Genomic DNA, 17,191 nt, shown 5'->3' on the forward strand with positions numbered 1-17,191 from the left:
CTGGTCTAGACGCCGCGGCATCGGAAAAGGAGGCGCTGCGCGACCGCCCCTTTCGCGCCTTGGCCGGCGTCCATACGGGATGGAACTGCACACAAGGAATGAGGTGGCGGGAGTGGAGTTGGCGAGAACGGACCTGATGTCGAGGGCGCAGGCCGGCGACGGCGAGGCATTCCGTGCGCTGACCGAGCCACACCGTCGCGAGCTACAGGTGCACTGCTACCGGATGCTCGGATCGTTTCAGGATGCCGAGGACGCTCTCCAGGACACGATGCTCGCCGCTTGGCGAGGTCTCGAACGATTCGACGGGCGCGCCTCACTTCGCACCTGGCTCTACCGCATCGCCACCAACCGGTGCCTCGACGCGCTGCGCTCTGCTCGCCGACGTCCCGCACAGCAGTGGGACATCCCGGGAATCGAACTACCGGAACCCACTGGACTCGGCGAAATCCACTGGCTCGAGCCCTATCCCGACGCCCTTTTGGACGGTGCGATCAGTGTGCCGCTCGGTCCGGAGGCGCGCTACGAGCAAACCGAATCCATTTCCCTGGCCTTTGTGACCGCCCTGCAGATCTTGCCGCCTCGCCAACTCGCCGTCCTCATCCTGCGCGACGTCCTCGGATTCCACGCGAACGAAGTAGCCGACATGCTGGACACGACCGTCGAATCGGTCAAAAGCGCCCTCAAACGCGCGCGTGCAGGAATGCAGCGCCGACTGCCGGTGACTACTGCCCGAGAGCAGCCGCCTGCGAGCGACTCACCTGCCGAGGACGCGATCGTGGCGAAGTTCGTCAGCGCCTACGAATCTGCCGACATCGACGCGTTGGTGGCTCTGTTGACCGACGACGTCTTCATGTCGATGCCACCGGTGCCGCTGGAATACCAGGGCCGAGACATCGTGGCCCGCTTCTTCGCACTCATTTTCGGCTCGGCACAGAGATTCGAACTGGTGCCGACGCGAGCCAACGGTCAGCCGGCATTCGGGGTCTACCGACACCCCTCCACCGGCATCCACGGATCCGGCCTCTTCGTCCTCACTCTCGCCGGCGACCGAATCGGTGCCATGACCCGCTTCGAAAACACTGTCCTCCCCATATTCGGCCTGCCGCAATCCCTCCCGAGTGCACAGTAGACCGCCTTCGAATCCACTGTGGACTCGAAGGCGATCTATCCGCGCTACGGTTGCTGTGTAAGGCCGATTGGGATGTCGACGGCGTGCGCGACTGCGTGGTCGAACATCTCGGCGACCGCGACGCGGTGCTGGCCGGCGACGAGACCAGGTTCCCGAAAAAGGGAACGAAATCGGCTGGGGTGCAACGCCAGTACTCGGGTACGGCGGGGCGCACCCGAGTACTGTCGAGGCTATCGATGCCGAGAGTCCTTGCAATGCAAGGGACTTCATCGACGTGTATTGTTGCGACCCGATGCTCGGCGGCCGACATCCCCGGATCGCCCTCGCCGCCCGGACGAAAGCCTTCGGCGAGGGCCTTTTCACCCGTCCCCGGTGAGGTCGACCCGGAGCGCCCTGCCGGTGTTCGGATGTCGGGGTGATCAGTCAGGAGAGAACGCGTGACTGGATCGCCATCTCGGCAATCGCGGCTGGTCGGGCGGTAAGCAGGGGCGGGGTTCGAAATGGTTCTGGGCCTGGGACTTCGGTGTTCGCGGTATCGTGCAAGTGGCTTCGACGATCATCAGCGTGCGACACGGGGGCACTATGGACACAGAAATTACGCTGTCGGTCGTCGGCGCGAACAGTGCTCGACAGATGGCAGAGTTGGTCGGCTGGTTGCGTCGAGAGCCTGAACTTCGCGGAAGAGTGGCAGCGATCGATGCGGTTCCGAATCCGGGTGACATGGGTTCGCTGGTGGAGTTGGCGACCGTCGCGGTCGGCAGCGGCGGGGTGTTGTCGGTGTTGGCGACATCGCTGAAGGCATGGTTCGCGCAGCCTCGGCATTCCGATATCCATATCGAAATCCGCAGCCCTGGTGGCAAATCGGTGACTATCGATGCCCAACGGGTACCGGATGTGGCCGGGTTGCTACAGACGGTGATCGACGCTGGCCAGTGATTCCCAGCGGGTGAGGAAATGCCGGGATGCGCTTACCGGATCAGAAGACCTCGCGGGCGGTACTTATCGGAATCGACATCTATGAGCATTTGCCGGATCTGCCGGGTGTGCATGCCGGGGCGATCGAGTTGCGTGATGTGCTCACCGACCCGGTACATGGATCGCTCCACGTCGAACATTGCGCGCTGCTTCCGGAGACTGCGTCACCATTGGCGATTGGCTTGGCCATCGCGGCAGCGGCGGCTGAAGCCCGTGATCTGTTACTGATCTACTTCGCCGGGCATGGGGTGCTGGGTCCACGGCGTGGTGAGCTGCATCTGGCTGTGGCTGGTACGCATCCGGATCGCCCTGGAATAGGCGGGATTCCGTTTGATGCGTTCCGTGACCTCTACGTGGACAGCCCCGCCCAGGCGAGGGTCGTGATCCTGGACTGCTGCTACTCCGGGCGCGCACTCGGACTCAACCAGTCGGCAGATGGGCAAGCCGTGCTGAACGAGATAGTCACCGAAGGAACAGCCGTCCTGACTTCCGCACCGCCCAACGGGATCTCGAAGAAGCTTGACGCTGAGACCTACCCCGCATACACCGCCCGGCTCATCCGCCTTCTCCGCGACGGCGTGCCAGGGGGCCATGAACTATTGACGCTGCCGGTACTGCACCGGCAGCTTTGCCGTGAACTGACCTCGGTCGGGTTACGTCAGCCGCAGGCCGATCTCAACCCTCTGCTCGACCAACTCGGGTTGATTCGCAACCGATCACAGTCGAGCAGTCCGTCTATCGAAGTACAACTACGTCACGCCATCCGATCCGGGCAACTGGTACTGCACTATTTGCCCGAGGTCGATTTGCACTCCGGAGCGCTGGTGGCCGTCGAGGCGTTAGTGCGATGGAATCATCCTGAGCAGGGCTTACTCTTGCCGTCGTCCTTCCTACGCGCAGCCGAAAAGGCCGGTCTCGCGGTCGAACTGGGGTGGTGGGTCATTCGCGCAGCCTGTACGGAATTCGTTGGATGGCGTGGCCAGGGGCTTGCGCGAGACCTGATACTGCGGATCAATGTCTCGCCCCTGCTGCTCGCGGAACCGGATTTCGTGGACATCGTCGATGGGATAGTTCGTCGAACCGGCGCCGAACCCACATCGGTGTCGATCGAACTCGCCGAGGACGCCGACACTGACTTCGAAACAGCAATCGCCATCGTGCGGCGTCTGAAACGACTCGGAATCAAGGTGGGCATCGGCGGATTCGGCACCTACAACGGCTCCATCGCGATGCTACGGCGGCTACCGGTCGACTACCTCGAGATACACCACTCGTTCGTACAACAACTGCGTGCGAACAACGAGGACGCCATGGTCGTCCGGGCCATCATCGGGCTGGCCGCCGGTTTCGGACTAGCGGTCTCGGCTGCGGGCATCGAAAATCCGGAAGCTGCGCGAACATTGATCGAGCTGGGCTGCACTCGCGGGCAGGGCTACCTGTTCGCCGCACCGATGACCAACGAAGATGCCCGCAGGCTGATAGCACGCGGCGGATTCATCGACGAATTTCCAAAGATCATCGGTTGAGCACCGGGTACTAGCGCTCCTGGAACTATGGTCGAGAATTTCGCCATACTGCTCGGACAGTTCGCTCAGATCGCGCAGCGGGAGCACGATACCGGCACCGTCGAGTACTGGCCCGCGGTCAACCCGAAGGCATGCTCGCGGGCAACCTCGGCCCGGAACCTCGCCTCGGTGGCCGCGATCGAAGGGCGATGCCGCATAGCCCGGATCGGCGAACCTTTGCGCGCAGACGCCCGTAACTTGCTCGCGCACACCGAAAACGGACCGGTCAACACCACCGCACCCCGCCGGGTTCGGGGAGGTGAAGGTCGCCGACCAGACGCTGTCGGCCGCTGGTGAATTCGATCTTCTCGGTTCGCATCATTGTTCCTAATCGCTTGCAGGGCGGAGATTCTGCGGCCGTGAGTACGCTGTCGCCACGTCACAGCTATCTCGACGGTGTGGAGAAGCCGGCCGAGGGCTGGTCTTCGCGGTCGGGCAGGTGGGGGACGGAGGCTACCAGTTGGCGGGTGTATTCGTGTCGGGGCGATCGGAGTACCGAGTCGACTTCGCCGGATTCGACTGTGCGGCCGTCCTTCATGACGATTACGCGATCCGCGATGTGGTGCACTACGCCGAGGTCGTGGGAGATGAGGAGGAGGGCGGTGCCGAATTCGGCCTGGAGTTCGGCGAGCAGGTCGAGGATCTGGGCCTGCACCGATACGTCGAGGGCGGACACCGGCTCGTCGGCGACGATCAGTGTGGGGTTGGGGGCGAGGGCGCGGGCGATGGCGACCCGCTGGCGCTGCCCACCGGACAGGGTGCGGGGATGGCGGTTCAGGAGGTCGTGGCCGAGTCGCACCGCATCCAGGGTCTCGCGTACCCGGGCGCAGCGGGCGCGGCCTCGAATGCCGATGGCGTTCAGGCTTTCTCCGATGAGGCGCTCCACGGTGTAGCGCGGGTCGAACGAACTCGACGGGTCCTGGGCGATGAGTTGCGCGGTGCCGCGATGGCGGCGTAGTTCGCTCTCGGAGTATTCGCTCCACGGTTCGCCGTCGACGACGACACGGCCGGCGGTCGGTGCGATGAGGCTCAATGCCATGCGCGCAGTCGTTGTCTTACCGGATCCCGATTCGCCTACTATTCCGAGGGTTTCGCCGGCGAACAGGTCGAAGTCGACGTCTTCGACCACGGTGCGCGCGGCCGGTCCGGCACCGTAGGTCTTGCGAAGACCCTGGACCGACAACACGATTCGCGTGTGGTCGACGGTCCGGGGCGGAAGTGGCCTGCGGTCGGAGCCGGACAGCGTCGTACCGCGCGAGGAGGCCGACGGCACCGCCGCGAGCAGACTGTGCGTATAAGGATGCGCCGGTCGGGTCAGGACATCGCGGGTGTCTCCCTGTTCGACGATCTCGCCGTCCTTCATGACCAGCACCCGATCGGCCAGCTCCGCGACCACCGCCAGGTCATGGCTGATCAGCAGCAGCGCATTGCCCGCTTCCTTGCGCTGCCGCAGCAGATCCAGGATTTGCCGCTGCACGGTGACGTCGAGGGCTGTGGTCGGCTCGTCGGCGATGATCAGGCGGGGATCACCCGCGATGGCCGCCGCGATGAGCGCTCGCTGACGCAGTCCGCCAGAGAGTTCGTGCGGGTATTGCCGCAGCCGCAGTTGAGGCTCCGAGACGCCGACCGAAGTGAGCAGTTCCACACTGCGCGTGCCGATCTCACGGCCGCGCAAGTCGGTCAGGGCACGCTGTGCCTCGGACAGCTGCTGTCCGATCCGACGCAGCGGATCGAGTGACACGAGTGCGTCCTGCAGGACGAAGCCTATGTGGCTGCCCCGGATTCGACGCCATTGACGCTCTCGATACCCGCGTGCGTCCTGCCCGAAGAGGTCGAAGCGGTCCGCCCGCACCACCGCGCCGGTTGCGGACAGACCCGCCAAAGTGCGTGCGGTCACCGACTTTCCGGAGCCGGACTCGCCGACGATCGCGACGGCCTCGCCCGCATCGATCCGCAGATCGATGCCCTTCACGACATCGCCGGACTTCGTCTTCGCCGGAAAGCCGATCCGCAGATTGGTGATCGACACCAGACTCTGATCGCTCATGCCCGGGTCCTCCCGTCATAGTGCCGTTGCCAGTGCCGCCCAAGGGAACTCAGTGCGATGACCGTGGCTGTTACCGCCACGCCGGGAAGGACGGCGATCCACCAGGCATTGCGGAGATAGTTGCGGCCCTCGGCGAGCATGGAACCCCATTCCGGAGTCGGCGGCTTCGGCCCCAGCCCCAGGAAGCTCAGCCCCGCGGCGCCGAGAATCGCGGTGCCGAGGCCGATGGTGGCGAGAATCGGGACCTGAGCGATCGCGTGCGGAAGGATATGGCGCCGTATCAATGTCGTGCGGGTGAGCCCGAACGTGCGGGCCTGCTCCACATATCCGGATTCGCGGACGATGAGCGTCCGGGCGCGCACGACCCGGGCGAAGCGGGGAATCGAGGCGACGCCGAGCGCGCAGATCAGATTCGTGGTTCCGGGGCCGGTGAAGGAGATCAATACCAGTGCCAGCAGAAGATCCGGGAATGCGGAGACCACGTCGAGGAATCGCGTGATCAGCTCGTCGAGCAGACCGCGAGCCAGACCGGCCGCCAGGCCGAGCGCGGTTCCGGCGACCACCGCGATGGCGATCGCGGTGGCACCGATGAACAGCGAGTAGCGGGCGCCGTAGACGACACGGGTGAAGACGTCGCGTCCGAGATGGTCGGTCCCGAACAAGTGGCGCGCATCGGGCGGGAGTTGCGCGGCAAGCGGATTCGCGGCCAGCGGATCCTGCCCGGTCAGCATCGAGGGCGCGAGCACCGCGATGGCGATCACGGCAAGCACCACTGTCGCGACAGCGACACCGGGCGCGATGGCAAAGTCGCGGACAGCGATCCGGCGGACGATTCCGCTCGCCTCAGTAGGTGTCGTCATCGCGGTTCACCTCGCCGTGCGCCGGTGCGCAGCCGCGGATCCAGCCAGAGTGCGAGCAGATCGACAATTGTGCTGGTCACGACATAAATGAGGGCGGCAAGGATCGCGACCGCCAGCACGACCGGAAGGTCTTGCGCCAGCACGGCATCCACGGTCACCCTGCCCAGCCCCGGTCGGCCGAAAACCGCTTCGGTGATGACCGTGCCGCCCAGCAGGCCGCCGACCAGCCATCCCGTCAAGGTCACCGCCGGTACGGCCGCATGCCGTAATCCGTGGCGCAGCCGCAACGCGGTCTCACTGACCGACCAGGATTTCACCGTCACCGCGAAGGGTTCCTCCAGCGCTCGCTCCAGTCCGTCGCGTAGCACCTGCGAGACCACCGCGCCGAGCGAAAGCCCCAGTGCGAGTGCGGGAAGCACCAGCGAAGCGAATCCCTTGTTCCCCGCCACCGGAAAGATCTTCAACTGGAAGCTGAAGACCGACAGCAGGACGATTCCCAGCCAGAACGGCGGAGTCGAGACGAGCGTCAACTCCACGGCATTCGCGACCGCCCGGGACCACCGCCGCTGTGCCGTGCTCGTCGCGATGATGACCGCGAAGCTCACGGCCACCGCCAGGGCGGCGGCCGTGAGCTCCAGGGTGGGCAGCGTCTGCGATCCGAGGATCTCCGACACCGGTCGCTGCAGGACGTAGGAACGCCCGAAATCGCCCCGGGCGCAATGCCACAGATAGCGGAGGTACTGCACGATGACCGGGCTGTCCAGCCCCCACTCGGCGCGGATGGCCGCCTCCAGTTCCGGGGTTCGCCGCTGTTCGCCCACCAAGAGGTCGACGGTATCGCCCGGTGCGAGGCGAATGCCGACGAAGGACAGGGTCACCGCTCCCCACAGCACGCCCAGCCCTGAAATCACCCGGAGCAGCACACGTTTCCCGATCGCCGCATGGCGTGTGCTAGCCACGGTCAACCCAGATGTCGTAGGCGCTTTCCGGGAATTGGTGGTAGGGCCGGAAACCGGCGCCGTGTACGCGTGTGGCGGCCGCGATCTCATCCTCGGGTTGGTACAGCGGCAGCACGTATCCCTTGTCGACGAGGACGAATCGCTGCAATTGTGCGTACAGTTTGGCGCGCTCGCCGGAATCCTGCGTCGCGGCAGCGGCTTTCAGCCATGCGGTCAGTTCGGGGTTTGCCGCGCGGCTGTAGTTGAGGGTTCCGAACGCGGTCGCCGGGTACCAGTGATTCTCGATATCGATGCCACCGGTCAGCGTGTCGGAGTTGGCGATCGAACCGAAGGTGTTGCTCTTGCGGCGGTCAGTGTAGGTGCCCGCGTCGACCAGTGCGATGACGAGATCGATTCCCGCATTCTGCTTGGCCTGCGCCTGAATCGACTGCAGCAGCACATCACGCTGATCGCGGACGGTGGACTGGGCCTGCACCACCTCGATGGTCAGGCGCTGGCCGTTCTTGGTGCGGAACCCCTTGTCGTCACGCGTGGTCCACCCGGCCTCGTCCAGGAGCCGGTTCGCGGCCGCGGTATCGCCGCCGTAGGACTGCTCGATGCTGCGGTCGTAGAACACCCGATCGCCGGGGGAGATGATGCCCCAGCCGCGCGTACGTTCGCCGCGGTAGATCGACTTCAGCACCGCGTCGACATCGACGGAGTCGATGAGCGCCTTGCGGACCTTCTCCTCGGTGGTCGGACCGTAGGTCGCGTTGAGGTACAGCGCCAAGGGGCCGCCGGCGTTCAGTGCGTGCTGATACGTGAATGCCGGATTGTCCTCGAACAATCCGGCGTCGTTTCCGGAAATGCCCTCGATGAGGTCGACCTGACCGGAGGTGAGGGCACCGGTGCGCACCGACGACTCGGGCAGGAACCGGTAGGTGACCTCGTCGAGGTAGGCGGGACCTTGATGCTCGGCGTTCTGCGGCGCCCAGTTGTAGTCCGGATTCTTCCGGAAATGAATCTCCTGCCCCTTGGTGTAGCGGTCGAGGATGAACGGGCCCGTACCGGCGATTTCCGGGCCGCCGGACTTCAACTGCGGGGAATCGAAGGCTGCGGGGGATATAATCTCGAGGGTGCCCACGTAGTCGAGGAACGGTGAATACACGTTCTTCAACGTGAAGACCACGGTCCGCTCGTCCCGCGCGACCACCGTGTCGAGATTGGACAAAGGCCCCGATCCGAAGCCGCCGGAATAGGCCGGGTCCTTCATCTTGGTGAAGTTGAGCGCCACTGCGGCGGCGGTCAGCGGATTGCCGTCGGTGAACCGCACGCCCTCGCGCAGGGTGAAGGTGTACATCAGACCGTCGGCGGACACCTCGTGGGCCGAAGCCAGCCAGGGCACGATCCCGCCGTCTGCGGTCCGCTGCAGCAGCGACTCATACGAATTGCGAAGCAGCAGTTTGGTTTTGCCCTGACCATTGAGGTGCGGATTGAGGGTGGTCGGCTCCGTCTCCACACCCCAAGTCAATGATCCGCCGCTGATCGGCTGCGTGGATCCGCTTCCCGCACTGTCGGATCCGCTGCATGCGGTGGCCAGCACCACGACGGCCGTGGCCGAAACGAGAGCTGTCATCAGTCGCCGATTCCGCATCACGCGACGCTCCTCTCCTCGATGAGAAAGATCGATTGATCCGTGGTGACGACCGCGCCTTCGGGCGCCGTCACGGTGACGACTCCCGAATGTGTCGCCGTCAGTTCGTGCTCCATCTTCATGGCCTCGACCACGCCGAGCAGCTGGCCTTTTTCGACCTGCGTGCCCGATTCGACATGGAGCCGTACCAGGGTGCCTGGCATGGGCGAACGAATCTCGGGATCGGCGTCCGCGGCGCCGAGCGAGCGGTATTCGGCGTACCGCACCTCCCGGGAAACTCCTGCCACTTGGCTGACCCAGCCCTCCCCGAGGCGTCGGACCGTGCTGGGGATCGAGTCCAGCGAAACCGTCTGCGCGCCACTGCGAATCCCGGCCACGCTCGGTTCGTCGGTATCGGTGCGCAGTAGCACTGCATCGCCGTCGTAGCCGCTGACCCGAACCGTGAACGGACGGCCGTCGACCGACAGGGCGAGGCTGCCGAGATCCTGGCCGTCCGGATCCAGCCAGGCGCGGTCACCGCCCGGAGCGCCCGCCGACCACGGTGTCGCGCGGTCGGGCGCGGTGAGCGTGGCGGCCACCGCGAGGGCGCTGAGCCGCTCGGGATCGGTGAATTCCTGGACCGGGTCGATCCGGTCCAGATAGGCGGTATCGTATTCCGCCGCAGCGATTTCCGGGGCGGCGAGAACGTGGCCGACGAATCCTAGGTTGGTCGAGATGCCGTGCCAGCGCAGCTCCGCACACGCGCGCCGCGCGGTGGCCAGGGCCGCCGCCCGGGTGGCGCCGGTCGCGATGAGTTTGGCGATCATCGGGTCGAAGCCGCCGGTGACGTGCAGGCGACGGGTGAAGGCCCGCTCGATCCGGACAGCGGGCCACCGGGTCACCTCGAGTTCGCCCGGGCACGGCAGGAAGGACCGGAACGGGTCCTCGGCGTACATCCGGACCTGCACAGAAACGCCCGTGTAAGTGATCTCCTCCTGGGTGGCGGGCAGTGGCGCACCGGAGGCGACGCGCAGTTGCCACTCCACCAGGTCGATGCCGGTGATCTGTTCGGTGACGGTGTGCTCGACCTGCAGCCGCGTATTCATTTCGATGAAGAAGAATTCGTCTCCGACAAGCAGGAACTCGAACGTGCCCGCGCCCGTGTAGTGCAGTGCTCGCGCACCGCGCACGGCGGCGTCGAACATCTGCCGGCGGGTGGGGTCGGAAATCCTCGGGGCGGGCGCTTCTTCGATCACCTTCTGATGCCGCCGCTGCAGCGAGCAGTCGCGGTCGAAAAGGTGTACGACAGTGCCGAATTCGTCGCCGAACACCTGCACCTCGATGTGCCGGGCATGCTCGGCGTAGCGTTCCAAGTGCAGGCGGCCGTCGGCGAAGGCCGCGTTCGCGGTGCGGGTCGCCGAGGCCAGCGACTCGCGCAGCCCGGCGGCGGAGCGTACTACCGACATGCCCTTGCCGCCGCCACCGCCGGCGGGCTTGACGATGAGCGGATACCCGATATCCGCGGCCGCGCGGACCAGGGCGTCGAGGTCGTCGGTCGACTCCCGTGTCCCGGGTAGCACCGGAACCCCCGCGTCGGCCATCACCTGGCGCGCCGAGGCCTTGTCGGCCATGGACTCGATCACCGGTGAGCTGGGGCCGACGAAAACCAATCCGGCGGCGCGGACCGCGCGGGCGAAGGCGGCGTTCTCGGAGAGGAATCCGTAACCGGGATGTACTGCGTCGCATCCGGTTTCGGTGGCAGCCCGCACCAGCGCGGCGGCGTCGAGATAACCGCCCGCTGGCAGGCGCACGGTCGCCGCCGCGGCGTCGTGATAGGTCAGAACCCGGTCTTCGTCGACACTCACGGTGACGTAGTCGATGCCGAGACGGTCGCAGGTGCGGGCGATGCGGGCGGCGATCTCGCCTCGATTCGCGATGAGCAGTTTCGAGATCACAGCCGGAACACCCCGAAGGTGTGCGTGGCCGGGTCGGGCCGATCCCAGCGTTCGTGCGCCAGTGAAAGGCATTGCGCGAGCCAGGCTCTCGTGTCCTCGGGCTCGATGACGGCGTCCACCCACAAGCGCGCGGCAATGTAGGTCGGCAGTGACTGGCGTTCGAAACTATCGATAATCGGCTGCTTGATGGCGGCCTCCTCGGCGGCGCTCAACTCCTTGCCTTCGCGGCGCAGACGGTCCCGCTTGAGGATGGCCATGACCGCGGCCGCCTGCTCACCGCCGACTCCGGTGGAGCGGGCATTGGGCCACATGGCCATGAACTGGCCGCCCATCGATCGCCCCGACATGGCGAAGTTGGCCGCGCCGAAGCTGCCGCCGATCACCAGCGAGATCTTGGGGACGGTGGCGCAGGAGACCGCGTTGACCATCTTCGCGCCGTGCTTGGCGATTCCCGAGCGCTCGTACTGCTCGCCGACCATGAACCCACTCACGTTGTGCACGAACAACAGTGGGATCCGGCGTTGATTGCAGATCTGAATGAAGTTGGTCGCCTTGAGCGCGCTGTCGGGGAAGATCACGCCCTGATTCGCGACGATCCCGACCTCGTATCCGGCGATGCGTGCGGTCGCGCACACGATGGTGATGCCGTAGTCCTTGCGGTACTCAACCCAGGAGGCCGCATCGACGACACAGCGCAGGATGGCGCGAACGTCCATTTCCTTCTTGGTCGTCGCCGGTATCAAGGCCGGGAGCCGCGCCGGATCGTCGGCGGGTTCGAGGGCCTCGAACGCGGGCGGCCGCACCCGGTCGCCGGGTGTGCGCGCGATGATGTCCCGGACCATCGCCAGCGCTTCCTCCTCGTTCGCCGCAAGATGGTCTGCCACAGCGGTTTCCCGCACATGCAGGTCGGCGCCGCCGAGTGTCTGTGCGTCGACCTTGATCCCGGTGGCGGCCTCCACCAATTGCGGTCCGCCGAGGAAGACGGTGCTGAGGTCCTTCACCATCACCGTTTCGTCGCTCATCGCGGGTATGTACGCACCGCCCGCGGTGCAGATGCCGAGCACCGCCGACACCTGCGGCAGACCCATGGCCGACATCTCCGCGATATTGCGGAACATCTTCCCGAGATGCTCCTCGTCCGGGAAGATCTCCTCCTGCAACGGCAGGTAGATGCCGCCCGAATCCGCCAGATACACACAGGGGAGGCGATATTCGCGGGCCAGCTTCTGCCCGCGCAGATGCTTTTTGATGGTGAGCGGGTAGAAGGTGCCGCCCTTGACGTGCGGGTCGTTCGCGAACACCATGCAGGGCCGGCCGTGGATGGATCCGATTCCGACGATGAGCGCGGCGGCGGGCAGGTCGGTGTCGTACACCTCGTGCGCGGCCAGCCGGCCGATCTCCAGAAACGGCGTGCCCGGGTCGAGTATGCGGTTGACCCGTTCGCGCACAGGCAGTTTGGCGTCACCGGGCCGACGTCGCGGCGACACGACCTCGGCGATGCGGTCGCGCAGCAGTCGGCGCTGGGCTTCGAATTCGGTATGGTTCTCGACGGTCAGGGTCATGCGGGCAGTTCCTCCCGATCTCGATGGGCGGCGAGACTCGCGGTGAGGGTGTCGGCGAAGCGGCGGATCGTGTCCGGTTCGAGGTCCGCCCGCAGCATCAGGCGCAGGCCCGCGCTGCCGCGGCGGATGATCGGGAAGAAGACGGGGGAGGTGTAGAAACCCGCGTCGAGCATGTCCTTCGCCACGGCGACGGTGATGTCCTCGCGGCCGATATTGACGAATCGAATGGGCAGACCGTCGTCGGCGAGGTCCGTGTCGACCAGTGAGTCGAACAGGCGCACCCGTTCGCGCAGGTCGATCTGGAGCCGATCGACGGTGCCGTCGTCGTGCAGGTCGCAGGACGCGACGATGGCGCCCAGACCCGCGGTATTGATCCGCTGTGACCACATCAGGGGCCCACTGGTGCGCAGCAGGGTCGGTTTGCGGGAGTCGTCGCCGGGCGGGCCGAAGAAGATGACGCCGCCGCTGGCTCCGAAACCCTTGTTCAGTGAGGCGATGATGAGGGTCCGGTCCCGCCAGCCCTCGTAGTCGCCAAGGACGTAACCGCGTCCGCGCCGACCGAGCGTCGAAATGCCGTGTGCCTCATCGAAATACAGAAAAAGTCCGTATTCTTCCTGCAGTCGGTGCAGCTGGTCCAGGGGAGCTCCGCCGCCGGTGCTGTACACACCGTCTGCGATGTATGCCACGTGAGAATGCTTGCGGCACAACTCTTCCAGAGCTTCGATATCGTTGTGGTCGATGGTGACCAATTCGGTCTCGTCCGCGATCAGTGGCTTCATCGCGTTCAGACAGAAGTGCGCGTTCTTATCGAACACGACCAGCGGCGGGTACCCGTCGGTGAACTCCCCGGAGGCCAGCAGCGGCAGGGTCGCCCAAGCCGCGGCCGCACACGACGACACGGTGACGGCCTGTGCGCCGAAGGTCCGTGACAGGCGTTGCTCGGCTTCTTCCAGCAGCGACAGCCGGATCCGCATCCGGGATATGGACGAATTGATCGTCGCTGTCTCGTCCAATCCCCGATGGGCTCCGGCGATTATCCGCGGGTCGCTGTCCAAACCGAGATACGAATACGAAGAGAAGTTGACGATCGTCCGGCCGTCACGGTCGTGGATAATTCCGTCGCGCATGTCTGCCGCGACAATGTCGACCAGTCCGTGGGTGGTGCTGTCGTCCCAGAAAGTGTTGCTCAGTTGTAATTGCCTGCGAATATTGGCGAATTGGTGAATGACCACTCGATTATTCCTTTGTCGGCGAAAGCACCGCGACGACGACTACGTTCACGGCGGCGAGCAGAGTGACAGCGATGGACCAGGCGACCAGCCCGGTCAGTGCGGGGCCTGCCAGCGAGGCGATCCCCGCGAGGCCCTGCTGGATCAGCGCACACCACGAGACCGCGATCGCACCCCCGGTGACGAGGTGACTGACCGCGTGCGCGGCGCTGTTGGGGAACAGGGTGGCCTGGCCGAAGGTCGTCGTGACGTACCCGGCCAGGAAGATCGCAAGCGCGATGGCCTGCGGCAGGTCGAACACCCACACCACGGTGACGAGCACGCAACCGACGAGCATGATCCAGGCGCCCTGCCGCATCATGGCCCGCGCGCCCAGGCGGCTCACCGCCCGCCGTACATAGGTGGCGCCGCCCAGATACGCCGCACCGTACAGCACGCCGAACAGGCCGAAACCCCAAGGCGGCAGCGAGAATTCGTCCTCGAAGATGAATGCGGACTTCTGCTGGATCATCACGATGACGGCGAACCCGATACCGCCCGCAACGGCAGCGGCCAAGAAGACCGGATCGCCGAGCAACCGCCGCGCCGTGCCCTTCGCCGCCGCTTTCGATTCCGGCGGCGGCAGCGAGGCGCGCAGCGCGAAAGCGACCGGCACCACGGCCGATACGGCCAGCACGGCGAATCCGTACCGCCACCCGACCGTGGAGGTGACGATGCCGCCGATCACCTGTCCGCCACCGAGCGCGACGACGAACGCCATCGACAGCAATGCGAGTTGCCGCGCCAGCTCGGCCCCGGTGAACAGGTCTTTCACCATCATTCGCCCGACCACCGCGATCCCGCCCGCGCCGATCGCCTGCACGACCCGAAGACCGAGCAGCTCCGGCGCATTCGTGATCAGCGCCAGCCCCGCGCTGGCGAGGATGAAGCACACCCCGGCCGCGGCGAACGCGGGTATTCGGCCGAATCGTTCGGCCGCCCGGCCCCACGCGACGACCGGTAGCGCGGCGAACACCACGAACACGGCCACCGACAGCTGGAGGATACTGTCACCGGCGTCGATGTCGGCGCCCAGCGCCGGCATACTCGGAAGGTAAATGGTGGTCGCCATCTGCGCGACGATCACCGCACCACACGCGACGGCGACAATGGCCCGGCGCGGCGCCGTCGCAGTCGCCGACCCGTCGGCCTGCTGCCGCACACTCATTCAATTCCCCTATGCCCCACGCCTACAGATCTACGCCAGCGGATTGCCGTCACACAGGTTTAGAATCGCCCTGATTCTTCCTGATCGACGAGGTGCGTTCGGAGACAAGGACTTTCGACAAGGGAACGACCGGCGGCCCCGAGTGGGTTTCTTGTCAGGCGGGGCTCGAGAGAACGCGCCGGACCACCGGCGTCGCGGGCGGCGGCCGGACGCCGCGCGCTTGTGCTGTCGGCGCCGGGTCTGCTCGTAGCAGTAGAACCACTGACTATGCTCTGCGGCATTCGAGTCATGTAGTCGTAAATTGGTTGCCCACAACATATCTCGCCTGCTGAATTGAGTGCGATACAAGCAGAGCGTGGGACGCGTGGATTGGATCCCGTTCATCACCGGGTGATGTCAACGGTTGCGATCAGCTCGAGCCAGCGGAAATACCCTGTGGCCCGGCGGAATTGAATGCTGCGTGCGAAACAACCGGCCTTCGAACGCGGGGGACCCACACTGACCGCTGTCCTGCCGAGCCCGCGGTCCACACCCGTGCGCGCGCGGCTCGAAGTTCTCGTCTGCGTCTGCGCCGGATTCGCCACGCTGCTCGACTCCTCAGTGCTAGGCGTGACGGTGCCCGCGCTTCGGGCGGCATTGCGCGCTGACGCGGGCCAGGTCCAATGGCTTCTGGCGAGCTATTCGCTGACGTTCGGCCTCGCGCTGGTGCCCGCGGGACGGCTCGGCGATGTCCTGGGTCGACGGCGGCTGTTCCTGGCCGGAATCGCGGTTTTCGCGGTATCGGCGGTCTGCGCGGCGCTGGCCAACGGGGCGTGGCCGGTGGTGGCGGCGCGGCTGTGCCAGGGTGCGGGCGCGGGCGTGATCAGTTCGCAGGTGCTGGGCATCATTGCCGACCGATATACCGGTGTCGGTCGGGCAAAGGCATTGGCGGCCTATGGTGTCGCGGCCGGGTTCGCGGGGATGGTCGGGCCGATCACGGCGGGGGCGATTCTGGGCATCACCGGGCCGGACCTCGGCTGGCGGTTGGTGCTGCTGCTGAACGTGCCGTTCGCGCTGCTCACCTTGGTCGGTGGCGCGGTGCTGCTGCGGCGGGACCGCACGGTTCGCGGCTCGGCGCGGTTCGATGTCGTGGGCCTGGTGGTTCTGGCGGGGGCGACCCTGCTGTTGTTGTTGCCGATGGTTTCGTCGGCGGGGCGGGGCCGTGCGGTGGTCTGCGTCGCGGGATCGATGGCCATGCTGGCGGTGTTCTGGTGGTGGGAGCGCCGGTACGCGCGATCCGGCGGCACCCCGGTGCTGCTGCCCGCGCTGGCGGTCGCGCGAGGTTACACCCTCGGCGCGGCCGTCGCGATGTTCTGGTTCGGCGCGATCGTCTCGCTGAACACGATAATGACCCTGTACCTGGTCGAAGGGCTGGGGCTCGGGGCGGTCCAGGCCGCGCTGGTGATGGCCGGTGGTTCGGCGATGATGGCGCTGGCATCGGGTTTCGGCTGGCGGATCGTCGCGAAGTTCGGGCGAATGACCGTGGTCTGCGCGCTGGTACTGCAGTGCGGGGTGGTGACCGGATACATCGTTGCGGTCGAAGTGATCCCGCGTCCCGCAGTGTTCTTCGTGGTGGCGTTGTTGGCTGCGGCCTCAGGAACGGCCGGAGGGTTCGTCGACGCGCCGAACCGGGCGATGACGCTCGAATACGCGCCGGACGGTGCGAACGGGGTGGCGGCCGGATTCCTGCAGTTGGCGCAACGTCTTTCGGCGACCGTCGCGCTGACCGGCGTCTCCGGACTGTATCTCGCAGCCTCCGACTCGCGCATCGGAGATGCGGGACATGCGATTTCTCCCGCGCTCGCGGTCTGCCTCGCGATGATCGTACTGTCGCTGGTCTGCGCTATCGCCGACCTCCGACGGCGCAGCACCGGGGAAGCGTCGCCGCCGCCCCGCGCGGATCCAGCCTGGGCCCCGCTGTCCGTCTCTGCCAAGGAGGGGAACGAGCCAGGGTGGGTAAAACCCTGTGCAGGAAGTTGATTCACGCTCCTTGTCATGATCTTCGCCGGGGGAACGGCTACCACTAGACCTTATGTAATTCCGTCGTCTGTT

13 protein-coding genes and 1 pseudogene are annotated in these 17,191 nt (G+C 65.8%); 6 read left to right on the forward strand and 8 right to left on the reverse strand.

What is annotated here, in order from left to right; genetic code table 11:
* Positions 1-136 precede the first annotated feature (136 nt).
* The 5 genes and pseudogenes from ACQP0C_RS21260 (at position 137) to ACQP0C_RS21280 (ending at position 3,966) form a co-directional block, all read left to right on the forward strand.
* On the forward strand, positions 137-1,129 hold the full coding sequence (locus ACQP0C_RS21260) for a sigma-70 family RNA polymerase sigma factor (RefSeq protein ID WP_433734610.1): 993 nt from the start codon (positions 137-139) through the stop codon (positions 1,127-1,129).
* Positions 1,130-1,176: 47 nt separating this feature from the next.
* Positions 1,177-1,341, forward strand: a pseudogene (locus ACQP0C_RS21265) (transposase); the annotation flags it as partial.
* A 370-nt stretch (positions 1,342-1,711) separates the two neighbouring features.
* Positions 1,712-2,065, forward strand: a complete 354-nt coding sequence (locus tag ACQP0C_RS21270) for an effector-associated constant component EACC1 (protein WP_433722352.1) — start codon at positions 1,712-1,714, stop codon at positions 2,063-2,065.
* A 26-nt stretch (positions 2,066-2,091) separates the two neighbouring features.
* Positions 2,092-3,630: a caspase, EACC1-associated type gene (locus ACQP0C_RS21275; protein ID WP_433722354.1), complete on the forward strand. Its 1,539-nt coding sequence runs from the start codon at positions 2,092-2,094 to the stop codon at positions 3,628-3,630.
* Positions 3,631-3,657: 27 nt separating this feature from the next.
* Positions 3,658-3,966: a hypothetical protein gene (locus ACQP0C_RS21280; protein WP_433722356.1), complete on the forward strand. Its 309-nt coding sequence runs from the start codon at positions 3,658-3,660 to the stop codon at positions 3,964-3,966.
* An 88-nt stretch (positions 3,967-4,054) separates the two neighbouring features.
* On the opposite strand, the gene ACQP0C_RS21285 is transcribed toward ACQP0C_RS21280, so the two are convergent.
* The 8 genes from ACQP0C_RS21285 to ACQP0C_RS21320 are packed head-to-tail and all read right to left on the reverse strand — an operon-like array spanning position 4,055 to position 15,100.
* Entirely contained in the window at positions 4,055-5,716 is a 1,662-nt protein-coding gene (locus tag ACQP0C_RS21285; RefSeq protein ID WP_433722358.1) for a dipeptide ABC transporter ATP-binding protein, read from the reverse strand.
* A complete protein-coding gene (locus ACQP0C_RS21290) occupies positions 5,713-6,576 on the reverse strand; it encodes an ABC transporter permease (RefSeq protein ID WP_433722360.1) in 864 nt (287 codons plus the stop codon). The genes ACQP0C_RS21285 and ACQP0C_RS21290 overlap by 4 nt, the downstream gene beginning before the upstream one ends.
* Positions 6,573-7,487 (reverse strand): ABC transporter permease, encoded by a 915-nt coding sequence (locus ACQP0C_RS21295; RefSeq protein WP_433722362.1) that lies wholly within the window; start codon positions 7,485-7,487, stop codon positions 6,573-6,575. The genes ACQP0C_RS21290 and ACQP0C_RS21295 overlap by 4 nt, the downstream gene beginning before the upstream one ends.
* A 40-nt stretch (positions 7,488-7,527) precedes the next feature.
* Positions 7,528-9,168, reverse strand: a complete 1,641-nt coding sequence (locus ACQP0C_RS21300) for an ABC transporter substrate-binding protein (RefSeq protein WP_433722364.1) — start codon at positions 9,166-9,168, stop codon at positions 7,528-7,530.
* The gene (locus tag ACQP0C_RS21305; RefSeq protein WP_433722366.1) at positions 9,168-11,102 is read right to left on the reverse strand and encodes a biotin carboxylase N-terminal domain-containing protein; all 1,935 of its coding nucleotides are present in this window, start codon (positions 11,100-11,102) and stop codon (positions 9,168-9,170) included. Before ACQP0C_RS21305 ends, ACQP0C_RS21300 begins: the two co-directional genes overlap by 1 nt.
* Positions 11,099-12,664 (reverse strand): acyl-CoA carboxylase subunit beta, encoded by a 1,566-nt coding sequence (locus ACQP0C_RS21310; protein WP_433722368.1) that lies wholly within the window; start codon positions 12,662-12,664, stop codon positions 11,099-11,101. Before ACQP0C_RS21310 ends, ACQP0C_RS21305 begins: the two co-directional genes overlap by 4 nt.
* Complete coding sequence (locus tag ACQP0C_RS21315; RefSeq protein WP_433722369.1) at positions 12,661-13,896, reverse strand: aminotransferase class I/II-fold pyridoxal phosphate-dependent enzyme; 1,236 nt, start codon at positions 13,894-13,896, stop codon at positions 12,661-12,663. The genes ACQP0C_RS21310 and ACQP0C_RS21315 overlap by 4 nt, the downstream gene beginning before the upstream one ends.
* Before the next feature lie 4 nt (positions 13,897-13,900).
* A complete protein-coding gene (locus ACQP0C_RS21320) occupies positions 13,901-15,100 on the reverse strand; it encodes an MFS transporter (protein WP_433722371.1) in 1,200 nt (399 codons plus the stop codon).
* 453 nt (positions 15,101-15,553) lie between these two features.
* Between ACQP0C_RS21320 and ACQP0C_RS21325 the strand changes: the two genes are divergently transcribed.
* Positions 15,554-17,119, forward strand: coding sequence for an MFS transporter (locus ACQP0C_RS21325; protein ID WP_433722373.1), 1,566 nt, complete (start codon positions 15,554-15,556; stop codon positions 17,117-17,119).
* The last annotated feature ends 72 nt before the right edge of the window (positions 17,120-17,191 follow it).

This window comes from Nocardia sp. CA-129566 (assembly GCF_050956075.1).
Lineage (GTDB): Bacteria > Actinomycetota > Actinomycetes > Mycobacteriales > Mycobacteriaceae > Nocardia.

Bases quoted from the DNA above. Each gene is read 5' to 3' on its own strand.
- ACQP0C_RS21260 (WP_433734610.1), top strand. From the start codon at position 137: ATGTCGAGGGCGCAGGCCGGCGACGGCGAGGCATTCCGTGCGCTGACC.
- ACQP0C_RS21270 (WP_433722352.1), top strand. From the start codon at position 1,712: ATGGACACAGAAATTACGCTGTCGGTCGTCGGCGCGAACAGTGCTCGA.
- ACQP0C_RS21275 (WP_433722354.1), top strand. From the start codon at position 2,092: ATGCGCTTACCGGATCAGAAGACCTCGCGGGCGGTACTTATCGGAATC.
- ACQP0C_RS21280 (WP_433722356.1), top strand. From the start codon at position 3,658: ATGGTCGAGAATTTCGCCATACTGCTCGGACAGTTCGCTCAGATCGCG.
- ACQP0C_RS21285 (WP_433722358.1), bottom strand. From the start codon at position 5,716: ATGAGCGATCAGAGTCTGGTGTCGATCACCAATCTGCGGATCGGCTTT.
- ACQP0C_RS21290 (WP_433722360.1), bottom strand. From the start codon at position 6,576: ATGACGACACCTACTGAGGCGAGCGGAATCGTCCGCCGGATCGCTGTC.
- ACQP0C_RS21300 (WP_433722364.1), bottom strand. From the start codon at position 9,168: ATGCGGAATCGGCGACTGATGACAGCTCTCGTTTCGGCCACGGCCGTC.
- ACQP0C_RS21310 (WP_433722368.1), bottom strand. From the start codon at position 12,664: ATGACCCTGACCGTCGAGAACCATACCGAATTCGAAGCCCAGCGCCGA.
- ACQP0C_RS21320 (WP_433722371.1), bottom strand. From the start codon at position 15,100: ATGAGTGTGCGGCAGCAGGCCGACGGGTCGGCGACTGCGACGGCGCCG.
- ACQP0C_RS21325 (WP_433722373.1), top strand. From the start codon at position 15,554: ATGCTGCGTGCGAAACAACCGGCCTTCGAACGCGGGGGACCCACACTG.